Below are 23,816 nucleotides of genomic sequence, written 5' to 3'. Positions count from 1 at the left end.
CGCCGCCGTTATGCGTTCACGCCCGATCACTGTGCGGTGGCGCCGTGCGCGGGAATAAAGCTCTGTCTCACAACAAGGCGGGTGGACAATAGAACGTGATGCTTATGCATGAAACGGCCCACGATCGCGTCTGAGAGGAGTATGAGCGCGGTCTCGGCCAACTCGGAGCGCTCGATCGCATAGGAGCTGAGCGTGGGAGCCGTGTACTCGCAGACCTGAAGATTGTCGATGGAGACGACGGCAATCTGATCGGGTACACGGAGCCCACGGGCAGCGAGCACCTGAATGACGCCAACCGCCAGCGGATCAGCCGCGACAAGGACAGCGTCGGGCAGATCATCCGTGCACGCATCAAGTAGTGCTTCGGCTTGGCTACGTCCATTCTCCACAGTGAAGGGGCCAGAGGCGCAGACGTAGCCATCAGTGGGCATGTCGAGGAGGTGCGCCCACTCGTTGAAGGCGACGGTACGCGGGTCTTGCGCGAAGACATGAGAGCCCATCATGTGCCCGGCGCCGCCAATAAAGGCGATACGCTGACGCCCCTGCTCACGCAGCGTGTAGATCGCGTCAATGACCGTTTGCTGCAGGTCGGGGCGCACAGAATGAAAGAGTGCCGGCGCGGGGTTGATGTCGATAAACACGCCGTGCGAGAGCGCCTCATACAAACGGTCGAGGTCGTCTTGCGCGATCGGCGCAGGACCGATGGACACAAAGCCAGAGAACTCGTCCGCAGCTTCGATGAGTGCGTCCACGGTCGGGAAGAACGCCAGGCTCATCATGTTCTCCACCGCACGCTCTCGCAGCGCCTCACGCACGTCGGAAAAATAGGAATCCTGGGGTCCATTCGTGGGATCGAAGTTCTCAAGCACCGCGATGGTCTGAGGGACGCCGGCGCGCGATGTGCGCAGCGCGTAGCCGAGCTCGGTGGCTACTTGGATGACACGGTGGCGGGTCGATTCCTTTGCGGTGAAACTGGGGTCTCCCGAGAGGACGCGAGACACCGTCGCCTTCGAGTAACCCGTCGCCTTGGCAATATCACCGAGGTTAACCATCGATCCCCCTCCCAAAACTCCCTGTGTTCAGCTCATCCAGTCTAGCTGACACACAGCTCGCTCAGCGGGATCAACGCCGCATCAGCCGAGCGCACGACTAACGAGGCCGGGGCTGGGCACTCCCCCAGCGCTCAGTTTAGAGGCACGAACCCTCGTCGTACTCGGCCTTGATGTCCTCGTGGTGGCGGATGACCTCGCGGACCATGAAGCCCAGGAACTTCTCGGCGAAATCGGGGTCGAGGCCGGAGGAAGCGGCCAGGGTGCGCAGGCGCTCGACCTGGCGCGCCTCGCGATCCGGATCGGCGGGAGGCAGGTCCAGGCGGGCCTTGATGTGCCCGACGCGCTGGGTGCAGCGGAAACGCTCGGCGAGGATGTGCACGAGGGCAGCGTCGATGTTGTCGATCGTTGCGCGAGCCTCCGCCAGCTCGGTGGGAATACCGCTCACGCCAAGGTCCGCAGAAGCGGCCACCGAGGCCTCGTCACGCTGTGCCATTGTTCCTCCCCTAAGGTCTCAACTGACCTCAGTGTAGCGGGCGGGATCAGGCGCTGCGCTTACCTTCCGAGGAACGTTCCGGGTAGAGCTCGGCGGGGCCCACGCCCTCAACCAGGTCGCGGGTGACGACCACGCGGGCGACGTCGTCGCGGCTGGGCAGGTCGAACATGAGGTCCGACAGGGTCTGCTCCATGATCGAGGACAGGCCGCGGGCACCCGTCTTACGCTCGTTGGCGCGCGCCGCGATCGCCAGCAGGGCCTCGTGCGTGAACTCCAGGTCCATACCGTCCAGCTCGAAGAGGTGCTGGTACTGGCGCACGAGCGAATTCGACGGCTCGGTGAGGACGCGGACGAGGTCCTCCTCCGTCAGCTCCTTCGTGGAGGTCAGGATGGGCAGACGGCCGATGAACTCGGGGATCATGCCGAACTTGTGCAGGTCTTCGGCGGACACGGCCTCGTATAGGTCACCCATCTCGGAGGCGCTCTTCAGCTCGGAGCCGAAGCCCGTCGAGCGGCGACCCAGGCGACCCTTGACGATGTCCTCGATGCCCGCGAACGCGCCCGCGGCGATAAACAGGATGCCGGAGGTGTCGATCTCCAGGAACTGCTGGTGAGGGTGCTTGCGCCCACCCGTGGGAGGCACGGACGCGACCGTGCCCTCAATGATCTTCAGGAGGGCCTGCTGCACGCCCTCGCCCGACACGTCGCGGGTGATGGAAGCGTTCTCGGCCTTGCGGCCGATCTTGTCGATCTCGTCGACGTAGATGATGCCCTTCTCGGCCTTCTTAATATCGCCGTCGGCCTCCTGAATGAGGCGCAGGAGGATGTTCTCGACGTCCTCACCCACGTAACCGGCCTCGGTCAGCGCGGTCGCATCCACGATGGCGAAAGGCACGTCAAGGAGGCGGGCCAGGCAGCGCGCGAGGTGAGTCTTACCGGTACCCGTGGGGCCCAGCAGCAGGATGTTGGACTTGGTGCCCAGCATGTCCTCGTTATTGCCAGCCTCGCGCGAGCGCACGCGCTTGTAGTGGTTGTACACGGCGACCGACAGCGCACGCTTCGCGCGGTCCTGTCCAATCACCCACGTGTTCAAGAATTCGTTGATTTCACGCGGCTTAGGAAGCGGCGTCGTCGAAGACGACTGCTGCTGAGCTCCCAGTTCCTCTTCGATGATCTCGTTGCACAGCTCAATGCACTCGTCGCAGATATACGCGCCGGAGCCGCCGATGAGCTTACGCACCTGCTTCTGGCTCTTCCCACAGAAGGAGCACTTGAGCAGTTCCGCGCCATCAGTCAGACGAGCCACGAGACCTCCAAGGTATTGAACGTTTTTCCGTTCGGTCGGATGTGCTTTCGCACTTACTAGCAAATAACGTAGTGCACGCGCTCCAGTTTTCCGCGTAGCCACGCCTATTGTTATGAAAAGTTCACCTCTAGCCGACAATTGTCAGCGTGGCAGAGGCCTGACCAGGCAGATAGCAAGGAGGCCGTGGCACCTACCACACGCTCATGCGCGGGGATGCCACGGCCTCGTCAGTGACGAAAAGGCGTCAGAGAGCCTTGCGGGACTCCAGCACCTGGTCGATCAGGCCGTACTCGGCGGCCTGCGGGGCGGTGAGGATCTTGTCGCGCTCAATGTCGCGGCGCACCTGCTCCACCGGCTTGCCCGAGTGCTTCGAGATTGTGTCCTCGAGCCACACGCGCATACGGTCGATCTCATCGGCGACGATCTGAATGTCCGAGGCCTGCCCCTGCATGCCTTCCATCGCAGGCTGGTGGATGAGAACGCGGGCGTTGGGCAGCGCCAGGCGCTTGCCGGGCGAGCCCGCAGCCAGCAGCACGGCGGCGGCCGAAGCGGCCTGCCCCAGGCACACCGTCTGAATCTGCGGCTTGATGTACTGCATCGTGTCGTAGATAGCGGTCAGTGCCGTGAAAGAGCCGCCGGGCGAGTTAATGTACATGGTGATCAGCGAATCAGGATCCTGGGATTCCAGGACCAGCAGCTGCGCCATCACGTCATCAGCACTGGCGTCATCCACCTGCACGCCCAGGAACACGATGCGGTCCTCGAACAGCTTCGTGTAGGGGTTCTGGCGACGGAAACCGTAGGCCGTGCGCTCTTCAAAGTCCGGCAGGACGTAGCGAGCCTGCGGCATCTGGCGGGCGATCGCCTCGAAGTAGGGCTGGGTGCTCATCAGTTCTCTCCTCGCGTTCCGATCTCCTGCGGGCTGTCGATCACGCGGTCAACGAAGCCGTACTCGAGGGCTTCCTGCGCCGTGAACCAGTGGTCGCGGTCGCCGTCGGCCTCCACCTGCTCGACGGTCTTACCCGTGCGAGACGCGGTGATCGCCGCGAGTTCCTTCTTCATGCCCAGGATCAGGTCCGCGTTAATGCGGATCTCCGTCGCCGAGCCGCCCGCGCCGCCCAGGGGCTGGTGCAGCAGCACGCGGGTGTGGGGCGTGATGTAACGCTTGCCGGGGGCGCCCGCGGTGAGCAGGAACTGGCCCATCGACGCGGCCAGACCCATGCCGACCGTGACGACGTCCGGCTTGATGTACTGCATCGTGTCGTAGATGGCCATGCCGGCCGTCACCGAACCACCGGGAGAGTTGATGTACAGGTAGATGTCGCGATCCGGATCCTCAGCGGCCAGCAGCAGCAGCTGCGCGCAGATTGCGTTGGCGTTCTCGTCGCGGACTTCGCCGCCCAGCCAAATGATGCGCTCCTTGAGCAGGCGCTGGTAGACCGCGTCCCCCAGTCCCAGCTGCGAGCCATCGCCGGCAGCCCCGGTATTGTGCACGCTCACGCGTACCTCCTCGTCTGTTCGCGGGCCCAGGCGGCCCCATTGATGTCAACCGTACCCGCTGCGTGCCCGCTCGTGCGCGCGCCGGGCCGTCGTTTCGCTGTCGGCACATGCATCCGACACACCCACTCGGTGTATATACGCAACACATGCACTGAGGGGGTGAGGCTCTCGCCCCACCCCCTCAGGTGAGAGTTAGTCACTCGTCAGCGGGCTCACCCGCCGCGGTTCACTCCTGCTCGTCGGCAACCTCGGTGATGATCTCCGCGCCCTCTTCGGTGGCGGGATCGGTGCCGAAGAACTTGCTCAGGTCGACGTCGGCACCGTTGGTGTCCTTGACGGTGACGACCTTCAGGGCCTCGATGAGGGCCTTGGAGCGACCCAGGTCGGCCACGACGTTGGCCATCTGCTGGGAGGAGGAGAACAGCTGGTTGATGTCGATGCCGAAGTTCTGCGACATCTGGATCGCGTAGTCGATCAGCTCCTGCTGGGAGACCTGCACGTCGAACTTCTTGGCCAGGGCCTCGGAGAGCAGCTCGGTGCGCATTTCCTTCTCGACGGCCTCGCGGGCTTCCTTCTTGGCCTTGGGCTTGGCGTCCTCGCCGACGCGGTGCTCGACCTGGTGATCGACCGCGGACTCGGGCAGGACGATCTCGACCTTGTCCAGGAGGAGATCGATGAGGGCGTCGCGCGCGGCGAGGGCCTGCTGGGACTCCTTGGACTGGGCGGCCTGCTTCTTCAGGTCTTCCTTAAGCTCGTCGATGGTGTCGAACTCGGAGACCATCTGAGCGAAGTCGTCGTCAGCCTTGGGCAGCTCGCGGGTCTTCATGGCCTTGATGGTGATGGTCACCTCGGCCTCTTCGCCCTCGTGGTCGCCGCCCTTGAGCTTGGAGGTGAAGGTGACCTCTTCGCCGGCCTTGGTGCCGCGCAGGGCGGTGTCCTGGCCGTCGAGCATGGAGCCGGAGCCGATCTCGTAGGAGACGTCGGAGGCGGAGTCAACCTGCTTGCCGTCGATGGTGGCGACCAGGTCGATGGTCGCGAAGTCACCGGTCTTGGCCTTGCGGTTGATGGTCTTGAGGGTGGCGAAGCGGCCGCGCAGGTCCTCGAGTTCCTTCTCGACGTCCTCTTCGGTGACCTCGGTGGGCTCGACCTCGACGACGAGCTTCTCGTCGATCTCGGGCAGCTCGAAGGCGGGGACGACGTCAACCTCGGCGGTGAAGACGAGCTGGCCGCCCTGGGGGCCGGTCACGTTGGGGATCTCGGTGACGTCGACGGTGGGCTGAGCCATGGGGCGCAGGTCGTTCTCGTTGACGGCGTCGGAGTAGTAGCCGGGCAGGACCTGGTTGACGACCTGCTCGATGACGGCGGCGCGGCCGAAGCGCTGGTCGATGATGCGCGGAGGCACGTGGCCCTTACGGAAGCCGGGGATGTTGACCTGTCCGGCGATCTCCTTGTACGCCTTGTCCATTTCGGACTTCAGTTCCTCGAAGGGAACCTCAACGGTCAGACGAACCTTGGTGGGCTCGAGGGTTTCAACGGTGCTCTTCACGTGCGTACGCTCCGTAGTCTACGAATTCGGGAACGCCCATTTCGGGCGCATAACAACTCGCTTAGTGTACGCCACGACCCCGCTGATGTCCTCATTCGCGGGGCATTAGTGGGCATATCCACCCCTCTACGGCCACTTCAAGTGCGCAACGCCACATACCAGCGGGCTCCGCTCCCCCATTGACGAGGCCGGCACCGCCCACGCTCAAGGGCACGCTCAGGGGGCGAGGTAGTGGGAGCGCCCTCGCACGACGGCGGCCAGGCGGGCGCGGGGCACGTCGGCGACGAGGCGCACGGCGGTGGTGATCTCGCGGTGGATAGCTCGGGCCTCGGCGTCATCTGTTGCGGTGAAGCGCGCGGTGACGCGCGGCTGGCCGGAGGCGATGGCGATGTCCCAGGATTCGAGCCGGGTGACGGATCGTGCGGCGGCCTCGACTTCTTCGGGGGCCCGGCCGGGCGCGAGGGTGGTGACCGTCATGATGGTGCGATAGGACGGCATGGCCACTCCCCTGGTTGGCGTGAAAAACGGCGGCACGCTGGCCGCCGATGGTCGGGGTGACAGGATTTGAACCTGCGACCCTCTGCTCCCAAAGCAGATGCGCTACCAAGCTGCGCTACACCCCGTGGACTACTGTCCGCTGCCCCATCATACGGGAGGAGAGTTTAAATGTCGCGCACGTGGACAATAACCGCTAGGATCTTCGTGTCCCCTCCGGGGGTACGCGGATGTAGCTCAATGGTAGAGCCTCTGCCTTCCAAGCAGATCACGCGGGTTCGATTCCCGTCATCCGCTCCAGCATTGGGAAAGCCCCGGGCCACTCGGCCCGGGGCTTTCGCGTGAGATCCTCACGCTCACGCGGTCTCGGGGAACGTGGAGGTGTCGACGACGTAGCGGTTGCGCTGACACCAGCCCATCACGACGATCACAAGTGTGCGTCGATCAGAACCTCGCGCGACATTTCCCCGTATTTCCTAGGCGTCGCAATGCCGTACGCAAGCAAAGGATTCGCCTGTAGCAAGGGTTCAATGACGGTTCCAAGCCAGTCTTCACGGAGCCCAGCACGAGTCGCTAGATCATGGAGAGCGGCGAGAATCTGATAGGACGAGTGTTTATCGAAGGGGCGATACGTTCGTTGTATCCTGCGCCTGGTGTTCTTCTGCATAGCCGGCTCATCTGTCACAGCTGTATTCCAGAGTCTGCCGTAGTGTGAACACCGATTACGCAAGTACACGAAGGAACGAACTTGTGAGGGAAGGACAGCGCGCGAGGTATTCAGAGACTCTGCCATGTCATCAAGAACTCCAGACTCTCCGGAGGCCGTGATCATGCGAGACAGGCACCCAAAGCTCAGTACCTCCACTGCGACCCATATCGGCATCCTGTCATAGGACGCGGGTAGATACATCGCACCTTCTTTGTTTTCGTCGCGGTAGTGCGCAATAAAAGCATCTGTACTGCGGCCAAGGTCGGACAAAATCCGGTCATCGACACGAGCGATTTTCTCGGATGGCGGAGTCGTGAAGCCAACGCCCCGAGCAAAAGTTCCAACGGGACCGACACGTGTTCCGTAGTGGTAAGCGAACCGCGTTCGTAGGACGATTTCACACGTGGCCAATAGATCTTGACACGCAGTGGCGAGTGCCCGCTCTGCCACATACAGCTGATAAATCCGACTAAAGCTGGTTCCCGGAATGAAGTTGTTGTCACCATACTCTGGGTCCTTCTGCCAGTAACGGAAGTACCCCGAGAGCCTGTAGTAGCTGACACAAGACAAAACCTGAACAGCAGTGCACTCATCCTCGATACACATACCACGCCCCGCGAGCAGTTCCAGCTGATCATCGAAGCTGAGCCAATCTTTCTGCATCGACAGCATCCTCGCTGATAAAAATGGCCCCGGTCATTTGTGCATTGCTGACGCAAGAGGCCTGACCGGGGATCTGTTACTGCAAGGTTACAACACTCCCCCTCTATGGGCAAGTAGGTGCTGCACGATCTCTGGTTAGCCTCGACACGGTACGAATCAACACCAGAACACAGGTAGATGATACCGACTGGTACAGGATTGTCCGGACAGGGTATCACCAGAGGATGGGAAAGCCCCGGGCCACTCGGCCCGGGGCTTTCCCGTGAGATCCTCACGCTCACGCGGTCTCGGGGAACGTGGAGGTGTCGACGACGTAGCGGTAGCGCACGCGCGAGGCGACGACGTTGTTGTAGGCCTCGGTGATCTCCTCGCCGGTGATCATTTCGACCTGCGGGATGACGCCGTGCTCGGCGCAGAAGTCCAGCATCTCCTGGGTTTCGGCGATGCCGCCGATCTGGGAGCCCGCGAAGGACTTGCCGCCGTTGACGAAGGCGCGCAGCGGCAGGGAGACGGGCTCGGTGGGTAGGCCCACGTCGACGAAGACACCGTAGGGGCGCAGGGCGGCCATGTATCCGGCGTAGTCGAGGCCGTCGGCGGACACGGTGCACAGGATGAGGTCGAAGGATCCACGCAGCGATTCGAGGGTCCCCTCTTCGCTGGTCGCGTAGAAGTGGTCGGCACCGAAGCGGCGGGCGTCGGCTTCCTTGGAGCGGCCGTGAGAGATAACGGAGACGTCCGCGCCCATGGCCTTGGCGATCTGCACGCCCACGTGCCCGAGGCCGCCCATGCCGAGGATAGCCACGCGCGAGCCGGGTCCCACCTGATAGTGCTTGAGCGGGGAGTAGGTGGTGATACCGGCGCACAGGAGGGGCGCGCAAGCCGCAAAGTCCAGTTCGGACGGGATGTGCAGCGCGAAGTCCTCGCGCACGGTGAAGCCGCGCGAGTAGCCGCCGGTCGTCGGGTTTCCGTCGGCGTCGGCGCGGTAGGTCCACAGGGTGCCCGGCGTCGAGGTGCACCACTGCTCGTAGCCGGATTCGCACATCTCGCAGGAGCCGCAGGATCCAACCAGGCAGCCGACGCCCACGCGGTCCCCCACCTTGAACTTGGTGACGCCGGGGCCGACCTTGGCGACGGTGCCGACGAACTCGTGGCCGGGCACGAGGGGGTAGACGACGGGACCCCACTCGCCGCGGGCAGAGTGAATATCGGAGTGGCAGATGCCCGCATAGGCGACATCGAAGTAGATCTCACCCTCGCCGGGCTCGCGAATGTCGATCTGCAGGGGGTGGAACTGGGTGGTGGCATCGTCGCATCCATAGGCGATCACGCGGGGCATGACAACTCCTTTGTCCGGTCAAATGAGGATGCTACAAGCATACAGCAGAAACAAAAACCCCGGCGCACTAGCGCCGGGGCAATGGGGTGGCTGACGGGACTCGAACCCGCGACGTCCTGGACCACAACCAGGTGCTCTACCAACTGAACTACAGCCACCATCGTGTCGCCATGAAGGCAACGGATAGAGCTTAGCACTACCCATCCGAGATTGAAAACTCGAGCACTACCCTCACGGCGGTGGCGTGCGTCACCAGTGGGCGCGAGCGGAGATTGCGTCGGCGAAATTACCGAGCGCGTGGGGGGTGGCACCCAGGTACAGGTCCGCGTCCACGAGGGAGACCTCCATGACCAGGAAGGAGCCCTTACCGTCGGGAACCAGGTCCACGCGGTTGAACAGGAACTGCTCATCATGGCCCAGGCGGGAGCGCACGTAGCCGTGCAGGACGCGGCGAATTTCCTCGCCCCACTGCCACGCGACCGAGTCAGCGGCTTCGGCGGTCACCACGGCCTCGTGCATCTCCGGGTTGGTGACGGAGGCAGGGTGCAGGGCCGAGCGCTTCTCGACGGCGTGGGAGACCAGTCCGTTGAAGAAGACGAGCGAGATCTCGCCGTGCAGGTCGATTTCCTCAACATAGCGCTGGAGCATGACCGAGCGGCCGTTGCCCAGCAGCCCCTGCACCTGGCGCATGGCGGCCTGGCGCTGGCGCGTGTCCACGGTCGTGTAGCGGCCGATGTCGCGCACGCCGGAGGAGACCGCGGGCTTGACGACGAACTCGCCGAAAGCCGGGAAACGCGTGTGGATCTGGTGCTTGGAGAGCTTCTGCTCGGGCTCGAGCCAATTCGTGGGAATCGTCGGCATACCGAGAGCTGCCAGATCCCTCAGGTAGTGCTTATCCGTGTTCCAGTTGAGCACGTCCTTGGAGTTTTGCACGCGAGTCAGCTGACGGGTCCAGTCGAGGAAGGCCTGACGGTCGCTCGCGTAGTCGGACACGGAGCGCACGACGACCATGCCGGCCTCGGACCAGTCGACGTCGGGATCGTTCCACACCTTGATCTGGGGGTCGCAACCGCGCGACGCCAGCTCATCGAGCAGACCCTCCTCGCCGGGGAACAGGTGGGGCATGGACGAGCAGGTCACCAGCGTGACTTTGGGGTGAGCCGTCATAGTTATCTTTCTATCGTGGGGTTAAGGAATTAACGAGGCAGTGGCTGGGAACTCAGCGCAGGCCGAGCGGGCGCTGCGCTGCCTCGGTGAGAAGTTCGGTCAGCAGATCCGAGTAGGAGACGCCGGCGGCCGCCCACATCTGCGGGTACATCGAGATGGGGGTGAAACCGGGCATCGTGTTCACTTCGTTGATGATGACGGTGTCGGTGGCCTCGTCGAGGAAGAAGTCGACGCGCGCCAGGCCCTCGCATTCGAGCGCATCGAAGGCACGCCACGCGGTCTCACGGATGCGATCGGCGTACTCAGGCGACACATCGGCCGGGCAGGACAGGCCCACGACATCGTCGACGTACTTGTGCTCGTAGTCGTAGAACTCGCCCTCGGGGATGACGATTTCACCCAGGGGCGCGGTGCCGCTACGCCAGTCGGAGCGCGATCCGAGGACACCGCACTCGACCTCGCGGCCGGAGATCGAGGCCTCGACGATGATGCGCGGGTCGTGGTTCGCGGCCTCCTTGATGGCCACAGGCAGGTCCTCGCGGCAGGTGACGCGCGAGATGCCGACGGAGGAGCCGGCGCGGCAGGGCTTGACGAAGACGGGGAATCCGAGGCGCTCAATGCGGTCCATGCACGCGGAAGCGTCAGCCTCCCACTGACGAGCCGTGACCAGCTCCCAGTGGCCCACGTCAATACCCGCGGCCGCGAGCACGGTCTTGGTCAGATGCTTGTCCATCGAGACCGCCGAGGAGGTCACGCCGCAGCCCACGTAGCGCACACCCGCCATCTCGAAGAGGCCCTGGATGGTGCCGTCCTCGCCGTAGGGGCCGTGCAGGAGCGGGAAGACGATGTCCACGTGCCCCAGGTCCTCCACGCCGACGACACGTGAATCCGGCGCGTCCGGGTCACCCTCGTACGTCAGCTCGACGAGGTTTCCCTCGCCCGGGGTCAGGGCGACACGGGTGGATCCCGCGGTCACGGACTGACCCTTCCCGTCCTTGAACGCCAGCGCCGACGGGTCGTCGGCGACGCGCACCCACTGGCCGTCACGCGTGATGCCCAGCGGGATGACATCCCACTTGGTGCGGTCAATGGCGGTGAGGATGCCGGCGGCGGTCGAGCAGGAGATTTCGTGCTCGGAGGAGCGTCCACCAAAAACGATGAGGACACGAGGACGAGAAATTGCAGTCATGGGTCCAAGACTACCGCGCGGAAGGCATCTGTCGCCCGCGTGCACACCGTTCAGACGAGCTCGATTTTCCAGCCGTCCATCTTTTGCGGGCGTGCCAGCAGCATACGGCCCATGTCCTCGATGCTCGCCCGCCCCTCAACAACCTCGACGACGGCACCCGTGATCGGCATGTCGACTCCCACGGAGGCGGCGACCTGCAGGATCGGGGCGGCCGAGGCAACGCCCTCGACGACGCCCGGGGACAACGCCAGGGCCTCGGCCAGGCCCATGCCGGAGCCGAGGCGGTGGCCGAGAGAGAAGTTACGCGAGAGCCGCGATGAACACGTGGCGACGAGGTCGCCGATGCCGGACAGGCCCGCGAAGGTCGCGGGGTCCGCGCCGAGTGCGGTACCCAGTCGCGTCATCTCGGCCAGGCCGCGGGTGATGAGGGTCGAGCGCGTGTTAATACCGAGCCCCATGCCCTCGGCCGCGCCGATAGCGACAGCGATGACGTTCTTGGTAGCGCCCGCCATCTCGGTGCCCACAACGTCGGTAGACACGTAGGGGCGGAAGTAGGAGTTATGGCAGGCCTTCGCGATCTCCTTGGCGAGCTCCACGTCTGACGCCGCGACGACCGTCGCCGTGGGCTGACGCTCCGCAATCTCGCGCGACAGATTCGGGCCAGACAGGACCGCGATGCGAGAGGCTGGCACGCCCGAGGCCTCGGCGATAATCTCGTCGACGCGCTTGAGGGAGCCGAGCTCGAGGCCCTTGGCCAGGGACAGTAGGGCGACGCCGGGCGCAAAAGCCTCGCGGGCGGCACTCAGGGTGGCGCGCACGGCCTTGACGGGCACGGCGACGACGACGAGCTCACGCCCGGCCACGGCCTCGGTAATCTCGGCGGTCGCACTGATGCGATCCGACAGCGCGATGCCCGGCAGGTACGTCGGGTTCTCTCCCCCGTTGATGAACGAGATGGTGTCGGCGTTGCGCCCCCACATGGTCACGTCCACACCCGCGTCGGCGAGCACCTGCGCGAACGTCGTGCCCCATGCGCCCGTTCCCAGAACGGCTGCTGTTGCCAAAGTCATCGAGACCTCCTTGTCAAGGCCATTCTACTAGGATTGAATCAACCGACTGTTACCAGGAGGAACTGTGTCTCACCGCCGATCTCTCGCCGCGAGCGCAGCCGCCTGTGCGCTCTTACTCGGCGCATGCACGCCCGGGGCCCGCACCGATGCACCTCAGTCAGCTCCAGCCTCGTCGGGTGCCTCCCACTCCCCCACGCCGTCCGAGTCCGCGTCCACGAGCGACGCTCCCGCTGCTGAGCCGGGGCTTGACAGCACGCGGCCAATCAACGCGGACAACTGGATGTCGAGTGTGGAGGGGTTGCCGCCGGTGCGCTCGGATGATCCGGCCAAGGCCCTGGCGCTCACCGCGATCCGCGCGGCGACGCACGAGGGGTTCACGCGCGTGGTGTTGGAGTTTTCGGGCGAGGGAACGCCGGGGGTATGGAGTGCGGCCTGGGCGGATGAGGCCGTCGAACAGGGCCGAGGCCTGCCCATCCAGGTAGAGGGAGGAGCGGTCCTGGATCTGGTCATCGACGGCACCCCCATGACGGCCTCCAACACCGCCTACCCGAGCGGGACGCATACGCGCGCCGGGGACCTTGATATCGTCTCGGACGGCTCCTTCGAGGACAACACGCACGTCGTCATCGGCGCGCCGACCGCGCGCGAGTTCCAGATTGGGTTCCTATCCAATCCGGTGCGCATGGTGATCGATATCCGCGATTAGCCCTTCTTGCGGGCTTTCTTCGCTTTCTTTGCCTTTTTGGCGAGTTCTTCCTCCCACCAGGGTCCGGCCTGCGTGGTTGGATCCCAGACCTTGTCAGGAACGGGCAAGCCACGCAGCTTGCCCACGCCCGCGCGAACGGCGTCGCTGATGCGCTTGGTCGCCTCGTTGACGGCCTCGTGGTCCTCGGACCCGGCGGGACTCATCAGGTCGGAGAGGTCGACCGGCTCACCGAAGTGGTAGGAAACGGGGCGCCCCGGGCGCATGTCGATGCCCTTGGCGTTGTAGGGGGCCATGATGTCCTGCGGTCCCCACTGTGAGACGGGGATGACGGGCACGCCCGTGTCGAGGGCCAGGCGGGCGGCGCCGGACTTGAACTCCATCGGCCACTGGTCGGGGTCGCGCGTGAGCGTGCCTTCGGGGAAGATACCGACGACCTCACCGGCTTTCAAGGCCTCGCGAGTGGGGGCTAGGACGGCGGAGGGGTTGGAGTCGCGGTTAACGGGAATCAGCCCCATGCCCTTAATGATCCAGCCGAAGACCGGGACGGAGAACATCGACTTTTTCGCGAGGAAGCGCACGGCGGTGTCGCGCTTCATGAAGTACCAGCACAGGCACAGCGGGTCGACGTTGGACAGGTGGTTGGGGACCAGGAGAAAGCCGCCCTCGGTGGGAAGATTCTCTTCACCGCTCACGGTGAACTTGATCCAGGGCGTCATGATGGGCGTCAGGACGCCCTTCGCGAAGGTGTAAAAGCCGGAGACAGCACTCATGGCTTCATTCTACGGGGACCACTCCACCGGCGCCCACGCCCGCATCGACCTCACACGAGGACGGAGACGACTCCCGGGGCAACATCCACGGTGAAGGGAATCGAGGCGACACGGTCCCCATCCGCCATAGCGATGGTTCCCGCGGGCGCCGCGAAAGAGACGACGCGCGCACTTTCCACGTCAATGGCGGGATGCGTCTTCGCCCGTCCGGCAACGACACTGGCGAGCACCGGCAGAGCGCGAGACATAGGCAGGGGCCCCACGTGGCACACCTCGAGAATGCCGTCGTTCATGTCGGAGGAGTCCACCAGGGTGATACCGCCGCCGAAACGCCCCGAATTAGACACCGACGCGATCCACCCACTCATGTTGCGCTCGCGCCCATCCACGGTCGCCACAATGTCGGTGGGTTCGTGCGAGGCCAGGGCGGCAAACGCCCCGTAGCCGTAGGCCAGCGGTCCAGACGTCAGCGAAGACTCGTTGGCGAGAATGTTCGCGCGAGCATCCAGACCGATCGACACGACCCCGAGGGCGAGGCGCACGCCCTCACGCGAGCGCACCCACATGCCGTCCAGAGGACGCACCCGGGAGGTCAGGGAATCGGAGGAGAGCGCTCCGGCCTCGTCGGACGTGAAGCCGAGGCGCGCCAAGGAGCGTGCGCGGGCCAGCGGATCCGTACCAATTCCCAGCGCGCGGCACAGGTCGTTACCGCGCCCGCCCGGCAGTGGGGCGAAAATCGCGTCGGACTCGTGGCACCCGCGCGCAACCGCGCTCAGGTACCCGTCCCCGCCCAAGGCCGCGACGATCGAACCCGCCACAACCCCACCAGCGATCACCGCCGGGTCGTCACCCGGAGTCGTCAGGCGAACCGCGACCTCCCAGCCGCCGCCGCGCAGGATACGCACGATGCGCGGGCCCAGGCGCACGCTGCGCCCGCCCGCCGACATCGACGAGACCAGCAACAAGATGCTGCGTCGCGCGCCCGATGCGCCCATGATCTCAGGCGTCCAGGTAACGCACGCGCGCATCCAGCTGATGGAGCTTGCGCGTGAAGTGCTCGTAGCCGCGCGAAATCACGTCGATACCCGACACGGTGGACGTGCCCGTCGCGGTCAGGGCTGCGATCAGGTGCGAGAAACCACCGCGCAGATCCGGAACCTCAATATCCGCGCTGTGCAGCGGGGTCGGACCCGAGATGACGGCCGAGTGGTAGTAGTTCTTCTGGCCGAAACGGCAGGGGGTCCCACCCAAGCACTCGCGGTAGACCTGAATGTTCGCGCCCATCTTGCGCAGCGCCTCGGTGAAGCCGAAACGGTTCTCGTAGACGGTCTCATGCACGATCGACAGGCCCTCGGCCTGAGTGAGCGCCACGACGAGGGGCTGCTGCCAGTCCGTCATGAAGCCCGGGTGTACGGCGGTCTCCAGGGCGATCGAGTGCAGCGGCTCACCCGGGTGGTAGAAGCGGATGCCGTCGGCGTCGATATCGAAGGCGCCGCCCACCTTCCGGAAGGTGTTGAGGAACGTCGTCATGTCGGGCTGGTGAGCGCCGCGCACGTAGATGTCGCCGCGGGTAGCCAGGGCGGCCGCGGCCCACGAGGCGGCCTCGATACGATCCGGCAGGGCCGTGTGACGGTAGCCGGTCAGCTTCGCCACGCCCTCGATACGGATGGTGCGGTCCGTGTCCACCGAGATGATCGCGCCCATCTTCTGCAGGACGTTGATAAGGTCGAGGATCTCCGGCTCGATGGCCGCGCCCTTCAGCGTCGTGATGCCCTCGTTGCGCACGGCCGTGAGCAGGGTCTGCTCGGTCGCGCCCACCGACGGGAACGGCAGCTCGATGATCGCGCCGTGCAGGCCGGAAGCGGGACGCTTGATGTGCACGCCGTCGGGCTGCTTGTCCACGATCGCGCCGAACTTGCGCAGCGTCTCCAGGTGGAAGTCGATGGGACGCCCACCAATCGCGCATCCACCCAGCTCGGGGATGAAGGCCTCGCCCAGCTGGTGCAGCAGCGGGCCGCAAAACAGAATCGGAATGCGCGAGGCACCCGCGAGCGTGTCGATATCCGAGCGCGAAGCGATCTTGACGTTCGAGGGGTCCATGCGCAGCGTGCCACGGTCCTGATCGAAGTCAATCTGGACGCCGTGCAGGCTCAGCAGGTCCGAGACCACGTCCGTGTCGCGGATCAGCGGCACGTTGTAGAGCTCGGAAGGGGTATCGGCGAGCAGCGACGCAACCATCGCCTTGGGGACGAAGTTTTTCGCGCCGCGCACCGTGATCTCACCGCGCAGCGGATGGCCGCCCTCAACCTGAAGGATCGATGACATGAGTGCTCCTCACTATGACGTAACTGGCCCCTACTCTAGCTAGGTAGGGGCCAGTATGCGCAGTGCGTTCAGTCGCGAGCGGACACGACGTCTTCCTTGGGCAGGAATTTCGCCGGCAGCGTGCGCGGCTTGAAGGAGGGGCGCGCCGCTTCGTAAGCCGCGATCTCGTCCTCGTGGCGCAAGGTCAGGGCGATGTCGTCCAGTCCCTCCATGAGGGTCCAGCGCACGTAGTCGTCGATCTGGAAGGTGCCCGAGATCGCACCGGCGCGCCAGGTCTTGTCTTCGAGGGAGACGGTGACCTCGGTACCGGGCTCGGCCTCGAGAAGCTTCCACAGGGACTCGCAGTCCTCCTGGGAAATGATGCCGGTGACCAGGCCCTGCTTGCCGGAGTTTCCGCGGAAAATATCGGCAAACTTGGGGGCCAGGACGACGCGGAAGCCGTAGTCCTTGAGCGCCCACACGGCGTGCTCACGCGAGGAGCCGGTGCCGAAGTCAGGTCCGGCAATGAGGACGGATCCATTCTTGTAGGCGTCCTGGTTGAGGACGAACTCCGGGTCGCCACGCCAGGCGGCGAAGAGAGCGTCCTCGAAGCCCGTGCGGGTCACGCGCTTGAGGTAGACGGCGGGGATGATCTGGTCGGTGTCGACGTTGGAGCGGCGCAGCGGGACGCCGATGCCGGTGTGGGTGATGAACTTTTCCATGGGTGGTTGAGTCTTTTCTTCCGTGGGGGACGAGGCCGGGGCCCTCCCCCGCTGTCGGGTGGCGGAGGGGCGTCAGAGGTCGGCCGGGGAGGACAGGGTGCCTCGTACGGCGGTGGCGGCCGCGACGAGCGGGGACACCAGGTGCGTGCGGCTGCCCTTGCCCTGACGGCCTTCGAAGTTGCGGTTGGAGGTCGAGGCCGAACGGTCTCCCGCGTTCATCGTGTCGGGGTTCATGCCCAGGCACATGGAGCAACCGGCGTTGCGCCATTCGGCGCCGAAGTCGGTGAAGATCTTGTCGAGGCCCTCGGCCTCGGCCTGCAGGCGCACGCGGGCAGAGCCGGGCACGACCATGACGCGCACTCCATCGGCCTTGCGGCGGCCCTTGACGACGCTGGCGGCGGCGCGCAAGTCTTCGATGCGCCCGTTCGTGCAGCTGCCGATGAAGACCGTGTTCACGGCGATCTCGCGCATCGGGGTGCCGGCCTTGAGGTCCATGTATTCGAGGGCACGCTCGGCGGCCGCGCGGGCCGTCTCGTCGGTGAAGTCCTCGGGGGCGGGGACGGTGGCCGAGAGCGGCACGCCCTGGCCGGGGTTGGTGCCCCAGGTGACGAAGGGCTCGATGTCGGCAGCCTCGAGAATGACCTCGGCGTCGAAGACAGCGTCCTCATCGGAGGCGAGGGAGGACCAGTATTCGACAGCGCGATCCCAGTCCTCACCCTCGGGGGCGTGGGGGCGGCCCTTGATGTAGTCGAAGGTCGTCTGATCGGGGGCGATCATGCCGGCGCGGGCACCGGCCTCGATCGACATGTTGCAAATCGTCATGCGGCCCTCCATGGAGAGCTCGCGGATCGCCTGACCGCGGTATTCCAGGACGTAACCCTGGCCGCCACCGGTGCCGATCTTAGCGATGACAGCGAGGATGATGTCCTTGGCCGTCGATCCCTCAGGCAGGGAGCCGTTGACGGTAATCGCCATGGTCTTAAAGGGGGCCATCGGCAGGGTCTGGGTGGCGAGCACGTGCTCAACCTGGCTGGTGCCGATGCCGAAGGCCAGTGCACCGAACGCGCCGTGCGTGGAGGTGTGGGAGTCGCCGCACACGATGGTCATGCCGGGCTGGGTCAGGCCCAGCTGAGGGCCGACGACGTGAACGATGCCCTGGTCGGCGTCACCCAGGGAATGCAGGCGAATACCGAACTCCTCGGCATTCTTGCGCAGGGTGTCGATCTGGGTGCGGCTCGTGATGTCTGCGATGGGCAGGTCGATGTTGACCGTGGGCGTGTTGTGATCCTCGGTCGCAATCGTCAGATCGGGGCGGCGAACCTGTCGTCCGGCGAGGCGCAGGCCCTCGAATGCCTGGGGGCTCGTCACTTCGTGCACGAGGTGGAGGTCGATGTAGAGCAGGTCGGGGGCACCGTTCTCCCCCTTGGACACGATGTGGTCTCGCCACACCTTTTCTGCCATGGTTCCGCTCATTGTTCCTCCTCTGGCCTCCACTTTGGAGACACGGTGTCATTCATACTTCGCAACCTATGGAACCGCCTTATCCGCCATGCGACCCGCTGATCTCACGTCTCGGACGCACCTTTGACCTGTTTCACTATCCGGCAATTTGCTATCTCAAAAGCTGAGATATTAAATAGTTGTATGGAAGAGCAAACATCCAGTGGCGTTGGCGTTCTTGACAAGGCTGCGCTGGTTCTCAGCGCTCTTGAAGCAGGACCCGCCACCCTCGCCCAACTCGTTTCCAGTACGGGGCTCGCACGCCCCACCGCCCACCGACTGGCCGTTGCCCTCGAATACCACCGCATGGTCGCCCGCGACATGCAGGGACGTTTTATCCTCGGCCCCCGCCTCCAGGAGCTCTCCTCCGCCGCCGGCGAAGACCGCCTCCTCCAGGCATCCATGCCGGTCCTCCAGGCGCTGCGCGACCACACGAAGGAATCCTCCCAGCTCTTCCGCCGCCAGGGAGATTACCGCGTGTGCGTGGCCGCGTCCGAACGCGAGATGGGCCTGCGCGACTCGATCCCCGTGGGTGCCACGCTCTCCATGAGCGCAGGCTCCGCCGCTCAGGTTCTGCTGGCCTGGGAAGAGCCCGACCGCCTCCACCGCGGCCTATACGGTGCGTCTTTCAACGCCACCATGCTCTCCGAGGTGCGCCGCCGCGGCTGGGCACAGTCCGTGGGCGAGCGCGAGCCGGGCGTCGCCTCCGTGTCCGCCCCCGTTCGCGGCCCGTCCGGCCGCGTCCTCGCAGCCCTGTCGATCTCCGGCCCCATCGAGCGCATGGGTCGCCAGCCCGGACGCCAGCACGGCCCCTCCGTCATGGCGGCCGCCAACAGGCTCACGGAGTTCCTCTCCACCGTCGAAGACGCCGCTGACCTGTAAGCCGTAATCGCAAACAACAGAAACGGGTGGGCCGGGACGATTGAATCGTCCCGACCCACCCGCCGTTTCAGGGTTCTCCCGCTACGCGACCCAGCGACCAGAACGGTCGAAGGTGTAGGCCGTGCCGCCGATGACGACGCGCCCGGTCGCCATGGCGCCCGACGCCTGGCAGAAGTACCAGCTGTCGCCGTCCTTGACCCATCCGATCGCCATCTGGCCCGACTCCGTCAGGTAGTACCAGGAGCCGCCCACGGCAGCCCAACCGGTGGCCATCGTGCCGTTACCGTTCAGGTAGTACCAGGCGCCACCCAGGTTCACCCAGCCGGTGGCCATCGAACCGTTGCCATTCAGGTAGTACCAGATGTTGCCATCCTTGAGCCAGCCGGTTTCCATGGCCCCGGTATCGGGATCCAGGTAGTACCAGGTGCCGCCCACGGCAGCCCAGCCGGTCGCCATCGCGCCGGACGGGGCGTAGTAGCGCCATGCGCCGTCCTCGAGCTGCCAGCCGGTCTTCATCCAGCCGCTGGCATCGAAGGAGTAGGTCACGCCACCGCGCACGACGCGCTCGTTCGCGGGGTAGCTTCCGTCCGTGTAGCGCAGCCACCAGCGGCCGTCACCGGAGGCGACCCACTGGGCAGTCTCCGGGTCCGAAGCCGGGTTGGCGTTCGGATCGATGCGGTCGCCCGCCGCCTGCGTGAAGACGGCAACCGTGCGAGCCGGAACCGTCACGGAACCCGTCTTCGCGTCGAAGGAGGACTCCTTAACGACCGCGTCAGAGCCATTCGCCTGAGCCTCGTGCAGCTTGAAGACGCGCCCTGCCAGGCCATCAACAGCCGTCGTCATGTTCTTATCCGTCGCGTTGAAGACGACGAGAGCACCGTCGAGCGCTGCGTCAACGTCGCTGCCCGCCCCGGCCTCGTCGTTGATGAGCATGACGATCGTCCCGTCCACGGCGCCCTCACCCGAGTTCGGGAAGGTCACCTTGGAGCGAATCAGGTCGGCGCTGCCCAGCGTGAACAGGCGCGAGGAGGAACGCACACGCAGGAAGTCCATCGCGATCTCCGAGGAGGTGTCGATCTGCTCCGAGCTCGGCTTCAGATCGGGATTCTCCAGCAGCGGACGCATGTGATCCCAGGCCGCACCGTTCTTGGACTTCACGGGCAGACCACGACCAAAGCCGTTGTCACGCATGGACCAATCGATCGCGTTGAAGTGATCGCCTGAGTTGTAGGAGTCGCGGTCCAGGGACTTCGAACGCAGCATCTCCGTACCCGATGCCCAGAAGGAGGGCGACTGAGACAGAGCCACGGAGGCCTGGCTGATCAGCGACATGCGCACGCGGTTCTCCATCGGGGCGTCCGCGGGCATCTTGTAGGTGACCAGGTCGAAAAGCGTCTCGTTGTCGTGAGCATCCACGTAGTTGACGTTCTCGGCAGGCTGGGAGGCAAACCCCGCGCCCTGACCGTTGTAGTCCAGCTGGGCGCCCGAGACGGTTTTGCCGTCGTAGGTGGTCAACGTGTAGTCCTTCAGGTTGCCCGCCAGGCCCAGCTTCACCAGGTCCACGCGGTGCAGGTAGTCGGCGCGACGCTCCGCCTCCGAGCGGGTGTCGAGGCCGTTGAAGTCCGAGAACGCGCCCGAACCGAAGCCCTGGAAGACGCGGTGGTCCTCGTCGAAGGGACCGCCGCCGTGCACGGCATCGCGCAGACGGTCGTTGAACGCGCCGATACCGGTGCCGTCCAGCTGGCCCTGGGTGGCCTGGGTGAACAGCGCGTTGTTCGCGACCTCACCGAAGTTCCAGCCCTCGCCGTAGATGTACAGGCGCGACCCGTCCACACCGTCCTTCTCGAGCGTCAGGGACTTCAGGGCCTCCTTCGCGCGCTTCATCTCAGCGGCCGGGTGGTGCCCCATGAGATCGAAGCGGAAGCCATCGACGTGGTAGTACTTCGCCCAGTGGATCATCGAATCGATCATGAGGTGCTCGCTCATCGCATTCTCGGTCGCGACGTTCGAGCAGCAGGTCGAGGTCTCAACGCCACCAGAGGCGTTGAGGCGCTGGTAGTAGCCGGGCACGACTCGGTCAAGCACGGAGCTGGCCGACTGTCCCGCCGCGGGCGTGTGATTGTACACCTGGTCGAGGACCACCTGCATGCCGATCGAGTGCAGCCCGCCCACCATGGAGCGGAATTCACGCACGCGCGCGCCACCGTTTTGATGCGAGGACGTCGCGTAGGAGCCCTCGGGGGCCATCCAGTGCAGCGGGTCGTAACCCCAGTTGTAGGCATCCTGGTCCGCCACTGCGGACACCGCGGCCTGCTGTTCCTCGGACGCCGGGCCGGCATCCTCGGGGATTGCGGGCGTCTTCTGCTCGGCGCGCTTCTCGGGGATCGTCGCGATGTCGAAGGTGGGCAGCAGGTGCACCGTGTTCATGCCGGCGCGGGCCAGCTCGTCCAGGTGACGCATGCCGTTGGATTCGAACTGCGTGAAGGCCATGTAGGTGCCGCGCATGTACTCGGGCACCGTGGTGTCGGCAGCGGAGAAGTCGCGCACGTGCAGCTCGTAGATCGAGCGCTGGGCGTCGTCCTGAATGACGGGTGCCTTCGAGTTCGTCCACACGGTGGGTGCAATCGAGGGGTTGTTCATGTTGACGGCGACCGAGCGGGTCGAGTCAACGGTCAGGCTCACCGAGTAGGGGTCGGTCACGAGGTTCTTCTCCACCTTGCCCGTTTCGGGCACGTAGACGCTCACCTCCCACAGGTACTGCGCGCCCTCGTGGATCTCGCCCGCGGCGTTGTCCACGCTCCAACGCCCGTCGTCGCCGCGCACAGCTTCGGTGCGCAGACCATCACCCTGGATATCAGCGTCGGATCCGCTCGGCGTCGAGGTGTTCCACGACACCAGCGCCACGCTCTTCGCCGTGGGAGCCCACAGCGCGAACGTCGGGTTTCCCGCCTCGTTCCAATTCACGCCGTACGAGGCCTGGGTGGCCGCCGCCGCGTACAGGGAGTCGAGGACAGGAGCGATCTGCACGCCGGTAAAAGCGTTGACGCTCTCCCCCGACTTCTGGGCGACCGCGATCTGACCGGTGAGGGCCTCGCGAGCCACGGCCTCGTCGATGGGCGTCTTCAGCGCGATGTAGCCGTTGAGGTTCGGATGCGCCGTCGTCACTTCAGCGGGCAGATCGCCAGCCACACTCAGGGCGGTCGTCGTGGCCCCGGTGACGGCACCGTCCGACAGTCCTGCGCCGCCCTCGGGGGCGGTCACCAGTTCGTAGGACAGCTTCGCAGAACCGTCCAGCACCTGCGCGCGCGTCACGCCCTCGGGAAGCAGGGAGGTCGGCCACGCGAGAATGTTCGAGGTCACCCAGTAGGCGCGCTGCTCACCATTGCCGGCGACCGGAGCATCAGCGCTGGCAATAGCAACCTTGTGCGTCGAAGAATCGTAGGTGAAGGTCACGAGCTTGTTCGCTTTCGTTGCAAACTGATAGTTGGCGCCGCCGACGGCGCCGTCCTGCCCGTAATTCTCGTTGTCGGATCCGCCGATGGCAACCTTGAACTCGTAGTCACCTTCAGGCAACGCGGTGGTGGAATACGTGTATGTGCCATCGCCCGTCGGCTCCAACAGAGGCGCCAGGCACTGAGCCTGCCAGTTGTCCGAACAGCCGAGCGCCTTCTGGAACGTACCGGGCAGCGTCACCGTCTGATCGGTCGCCGTATTCCACACGCGGTGCGTCGCACGGTCGTAATAGAAGGTCACAGACGTCGTTTCATTGAGCGTGTAGGAGATGTTCGCTCCCCCCGCAGCTCCGCCGACTCCGAAGGCCGTATCCCAGGAGCCGCCCTCGGCGACCTTGTATTGGTAGTCACCGGCGGGCAGCGTGAACGTCGCACTGTAGACGCCGGTCGCGTCACGCGTGAGCGCGGCCTTGGCGCAGTCTGGCGCCCAATCGGCGTCGCATCCCATCGCCTTGTTATGGCTGCCGGGGATTGTCACCAGGACGTCCGCGCTCGCTTGCGCACCTCCCGCATCGGCGGTAGTCGCCACACTGCCCTGGTTTGACGCATCCGTCTCAGGGGCAGCCGACGCGGCTGGCACAACACCCCCCATCACAGCAATTGCAGCACCAACGCCCAGCGTTCGGCGCAGCGTCGTCCTGTTGAGTCGGTATGTCACGACAGACTCCCTCGTCTAAAAGCGGTCCCCTCCCATGGGGGCTGATTCTAGGTTAGACATACTGCAACGGTTCCGAAACTTTTCTGCAAAGGACAAGACAAAACGCGGACCGAGTGGTTAACAAAAAACCTCGCCACCGCAATGGTGACGAGGTTACTGGTACCCCCAGCCGGATTTGAACCGGCGTTAACGCCGTGAGAGGGCGTCGTCCTAGGCCGCTAGACGATGGGGGCCTT

General features: G+C 64.9%; 20 protein-coding genes and 4 tRNA genes. 3 read left to right on the top strand and 21 right to left on the bottom strand.

Annotated features, from left to right (window positions below):
* Positions 1 to 26: 26 nt before the first annotated feature.
* The 8 genes from QP415_RS08940 to QP415_RS08905 form a co-directional block, all read right to left on the bottom strand.
* Entirely contained in the window at positions 27 to 1,052 is a 1,026-nt protein-coding gene (locus QP415_RS08940) for a LacI family DNA-binding transcriptional regulator (RefSeq protein WP_285099746.1), read from the bottom strand.
* Positions 1,053 to 1,188: 136 nt separating this feature from the next.
* Entirely contained in the window at positions 1,189 to 1,545 is a 357-nt protein-coding gene (locus QP415_RS08935) for a chorismate mutase (RefSeq protein WP_285099745.1), read from the bottom strand.
* A 46-nt stretch (positions 1,546 to 1,591) separates the two neighbouring features.
* Positions 1,592 to 2,851 (bottom strand): ATP-dependent Clp protease ATP-binding subunit ClpX, encoded by a 1,260-nt coding sequence (gene clpX, locus QP415_RS08930; protein WP_285099744.1) that lies wholly within the window; start codon positions 2,849 to 2,851, stop codon positions 1,592 to 1,594.
* A gap of 244 nt (positions 2,852 to 3,095) precedes the next feature.
* The gene (locus QP415_RS08925; protein WP_016461229.1) at positions 3,096 to 3,740 is read right to left on the bottom strand and encodes an ATP-dependent Clp protease proteolytic subunit; all 645 of its coding nucleotides are present in this window, start codon (positions 3,738 to 3,740) and stop codon (positions 3,096 to 3,098) included.
* On the bottom strand, positions 3,740 to 4,351 hold the full coding sequence (locus QP415_RS08920; protein WP_016461230.1) for an ATP-dependent Clp protease proteolytic subunit: 612 nt from the start codon (positions 4,349 to 4,351) through the stop codon (positions 3,740 to 3,742). Before QP415_RS08920 ends, QP415_RS08925 begins: the two co-directional genes overlap by 1 nt.
* Before the next feature lie 226 nt (positions 4,352 to 4,577).
* On the bottom strand, positions 4,578 to 5,897 hold the full coding sequence (tig, locus tag QP415_RS08915) for a trigger factor (RefSeq protein ID WP_285099743.1): 1,320 nt from the start codon (positions 5,895 to 5,897) through the stop codon (positions 4,578 to 4,580).
* Between the two features lie 216 nt (positions 5,898 to 6,113).
* On the bottom strand, positions 6,114 to 6,395 hold the full coding sequence (locus tag QP415_RS08910; RefSeq protein ID WP_016461232.1) for a hypothetical protein: 282 nt from the start codon (positions 6,393 to 6,395) through the stop codon (positions 6,114 to 6,116).
* Between the two features lie 48 nt (positions 6,396 to 6,443).
* A tRNA-Pro gene (locus tag QP415_RS08905) sits at positions 6,444 to 6,520 on the bottom strand.
* 98 nt (positions 6,521 to 6,618) lie between these two features.
* Here QP415_RS08905 and QP415_RS08900 point away from each other — a divergent pair.
* Positions 6,619 to 6,692 (top strand) — tRNA-Gly (locus tag QP415_RS08900).
* A 127-nt stretch (positions 6,693 to 6,819) separates the two neighbouring features.
* Here the strand turns inward: QP415_RS08900 and QP415_RS08895 are convergent.
* From QP415_RS08895 to QP415_RS08870, 6 genes are all read right to left on the bottom strand, one after another.
* Complete coding sequence (locus tag QP415_RS08895) at positions 6,820 to 7,764, bottom strand: Abi family protein (protein WP_285099742.1); 945 nt, start codon at positions 7,762 to 7,764, stop codon at positions 6,820 to 6,822.
* 277 nt (positions 7,765 to 8,041) lie between these two features.
* Entirely contained in the window at positions 8,042 to 9,100 is a 1,059-nt protein-coding gene (locus tag QP415_RS08890; RefSeq protein ID WP_016461235.1) for an NAD(P)-dependent alcohol dehydrogenase, read from the bottom strand.
* Positions 9,101 to 9,182: 82 nt separating this feature from the next.
* A tRNA-His gene (locus QP415_RS08885) sits at positions 9,183 to 9,258 on the bottom strand.
* A 91-nt stretch (positions 9,259 to 9,349) separates the two neighbouring features.
* Positions 9,350 to 10,267 carry an ATP-grasp domain-containing protein gene (locus QP415_RS08880; protein WP_048675249.1) on the bottom strand — a complete coding sequence of 306 codons (918 nt, stop codon included), beginning with the start codon at positions 10,265 to 10,267 and terminating at the stop codon, positions 9,350 to 9,352.
* A 52-nt stretch (positions 10,268 to 10,319) separates the two neighbouring features.
* Positions 10,320 to 11,456 (bottom strand): D-alanine--D-alanine ligase family protein, encoded by a 1,137-nt coding sequence (locus QP415_RS08875; protein ID WP_285099741.1) that lies wholly within the window; start codon positions 11,454 to 11,456, stop codon positions 10,320 to 10,322.
* Positions 11,457 to 11,506: 50 nt separating this feature from the next.
* Entirely contained in the window at positions 11,507 to 12,526 is a 1,020-nt protein-coding gene (locus QP415_RS08870) for an NAD(P)H-dependent glycerol-3-phosphate dehydrogenase (RefSeq protein ID WP_016461238.1), read from the bottom strand.
* A gap of 64 nt (positions 12,527 to 12,590) precedes the next feature.
* On the opposite strand from QP415_RS08870, the gene QP415_RS08865 reads away from it, so the two are divergent.
* A complete protein-coding gene (locus QP415_RS08865; RefSeq protein WP_285099740.1) occupies positions 12,591 to 13,232 on the top strand; it encodes an AMIN-like domain-containing (lipo)protein in 642 nt (213 codons plus the stop codon).
* Here the strand turns inward: QP415_RS08865 and QP415_RS08860 are convergent.
* The 5 genes from QP415_RS08860 to leuC all read right to left on the bottom strand — a co-directional run bounded on the left by QP415_RS08860 (position 13,229) and on the right by leuC (position 18,501).
* Positions 13,229 to 14,002 carry a lysophospholipid acyltransferase family protein gene (locus QP415_RS08860; protein WP_285099739.1) on the bottom strand — a complete coding sequence of 258 codons (774 nt, stop codon included), beginning with the start codon at positions 14,000 to 14,002 and terminating at the stop codon, positions 13,229 to 13,231. The genes QP415_RS08865 and QP415_RS08860 overlap by 4 nt on opposite strands.
* Positions 14,003 to 14,052: 50 nt before the next feature.
* Positions 14,053 to 14,997, bottom strand: coding sequence for a diacylglycerol/lipid kinase family protein (locus QP415_RS08855; RefSeq protein WP_285099756.1), 945 nt, complete (start codon positions 14,995 to 14,997; stop codon positions 14,053 to 14,055).
* A gap of 4 nt (positions 14,998 to 15,001) precedes the next feature.
* On the bottom strand, positions 15,002 to 16,327 hold the full coding sequence (murA, locus tag QP415_RS08850; protein ID WP_016461242.1) for a UDP-N-acetylglucosamine 1-carboxyvinyltransferase: 1,326 nt from the start codon (positions 16,325 to 16,327) through the stop codon (positions 15,002 to 15,004).
* Between the two features lie 68 nt (positions 16,328 to 16,395).
* On the bottom strand, positions 16,396 to 17,028 hold the full coding sequence (gene leuD, locus QP415_RS08845; RefSeq protein WP_016461243.1) for a 3-isopropylmalate dehydratase small subunit: 633 nt from the start codon (positions 17,026 to 17,028) through the stop codon (positions 16,396 to 16,398).
* Between the two features lie 72 nt (positions 17,029 to 17,100).
* Complete coding sequence (gene leuC / locus QP415_RS08840) at positions 17,101 to 18,501, bottom strand: 3-isopropylmalate dehydratase large subunit (RefSeq protein WP_016461244.1); 1,401 nt, start codon at positions 18,499 to 18,501, stop codon at positions 17,101 to 17,103.
* Between the two features lie 171 nt (positions 18,502 to 18,672).
* Here leuC and QP415_RS08835 point away from each other — a divergent pair, with 171 nt between their 5' ends.
* On the top strand, positions 18,673 to 19,410 hold the full coding sequence (locus QP415_RS08835; protein ID WP_003793025.1) for an IclR family transcriptional regulator: 738 nt from the start codon (positions 18,673 to 18,675) through the stop codon (positions 19,408 to 19,410).
* An 81-nt stretch (positions 19,411 to 19,491) separates the two neighbouring features.
* On the opposite strand, the gene pulA is transcribed toward QP415_RS08835, so the two are convergent.
* The gene (gene pulA / locus QP415_RS08830) at positions 19,492 to 23,580 is read right to left on the bottom strand and encodes a pullulanase-type alpha-1,6-glucosidase (RefSeq protein ID WP_285099738.1); all 4,089 of its coding nucleotides are present in this window, start codon (positions 23,578 to 23,580) and stop codon (positions 19,492 to 19,494) included.
* A 157-nt stretch (positions 23,581 to 23,737) separates the two neighbouring features.
* Positions 23,738 to 23,813, bottom strand: a tRNA-Glu gene (locus QP415_RS08825).
* Positions 23,814 to 23,816: the final 3 nt, after the last annotated feature.

It is taken from the genome of Pauljensenia sp. UMB3104, from assembly GCF_030217285.1.
Lineage (GTDB): Bacteria > Actinomycetota > Actinomycetes > Actinomycetales > Actinomycetaceae > Pauljensenia.
Note: the sequence above shows the minus strand (reverse complement) of the source record. Positions and strands in the feature narration are given on the sequence as shown.

What these genes read in the sequence shown, in the direction of transcription:
- QP415_RS08940 (WP_285099746.1), bottom strand. Translation starts at nt 1,052, where the DNA reads ATGGTTAACCTCGGTGATATTGCCAAGGCGACGGGTTACTCGAAGGCG.
- QP415_RS08935 (WP_285099745.1), bottom strand. Translation starts at nt 1,545, where the DNA reads ATGGCACAGCGTGACGAGGCCTCGGTGGCCGCTTCTGCGGACCTTGGC.
- QP415_RS08925 (WP_016461229.1), bottom strand. Translation starts at nt 3,740, where the DNA reads ATGAGCACCCAGCCCTACTTCGAGGCGATCGCCCGCCAGATGCCGCAG.
- QP415_RS08910 (WP_016461232.1), bottom strand. Translation starts at nt 6,395, where the DNA reads ATGCCGTCCTATCGCACCATCATGACGGTCACCACCCTCGCGCCCGGC.
- QP415_RS08895 (WP_285099742.1), bottom strand. Translation starts at nt 7,764, where the DNA reads ATGCAGAAAGATTGGCTCAGCTTCGATGATCAGCTGGAACTGCTCGCG.
- QP415_RS08890 (WP_016461235.1), bottom strand. Translation starts at nt 9,100, where the DNA reads ATGCCCCGCGTGATCGCCTATGGATGCGACGATGCCACCACCCAGTTC.
- QP415_RS08880 (WP_048675249.1), bottom strand. Translation starts at nt 10,267, where the DNA reads ATGACGGCTCACCCCAAAGTCACGCTGGTGACCTGCTCGTCCATGCCC.
- QP415_RS08875 (WP_285099741.1), bottom strand. Translation starts at nt 11,456, where the DNA reads ATGACTGCAATTTCTCGTCCTCGTGTCCTCATCGTTTTTGGTGGACGC.
- QP415_RS08870 (WP_016461238.1), bottom strand. Translation starts at nt 12,526, where the DNA reads ATGACTTTGGCAACAGCAGCCGTTCTGGGAACGGGCGCATGGGGCACG.
- QP415_RS08860 (WP_285099739.1), bottom strand. Translation starts at nt 14,002, where the DNA reads ATGAGTGCTGTCTCCGGCTTTTACACCTTCGCGAAGGGCGTCCTGACG.
- QP415_RS08855 (WP_285099756.1), bottom strand. Translation starts at nt 14,997, where the DNA reads ATGGGCGCATCGGGCGCGCGACGCAGCATCTTGTTGCTGGTCTCGTCG.
- murA (WP_016461242.1), bottom strand. Translation starts at nt 16,327, where the DNA reads ATGTCATCGATCCTTCAGGTTGAGGGCGGCCATCCGCTGCGCGGTGAG.
- leuD (WP_016461243.1), bottom strand. Translation starts at nt 17,028, where the DNA reads ATGGAAAAGTTCATCACCCACACCGGCATCGGCGTCCCGCTGCGCCGC.
- leuC (WP_016461244.1), bottom strand. Translation starts at nt 18,501, where the DNA reads ATGAGCGGAACCATGGCAGAAAAGGTGTGGCGAGACCACATCGTGTCC.
- QP415_RS08835 (WP_003793025.1), top strand. Translation starts at nt 18,673, where the DNA reads ATGGAAGAGCAAACATCCAGTGGCGTTGGCGTTCTTGACAAGGCTGCG.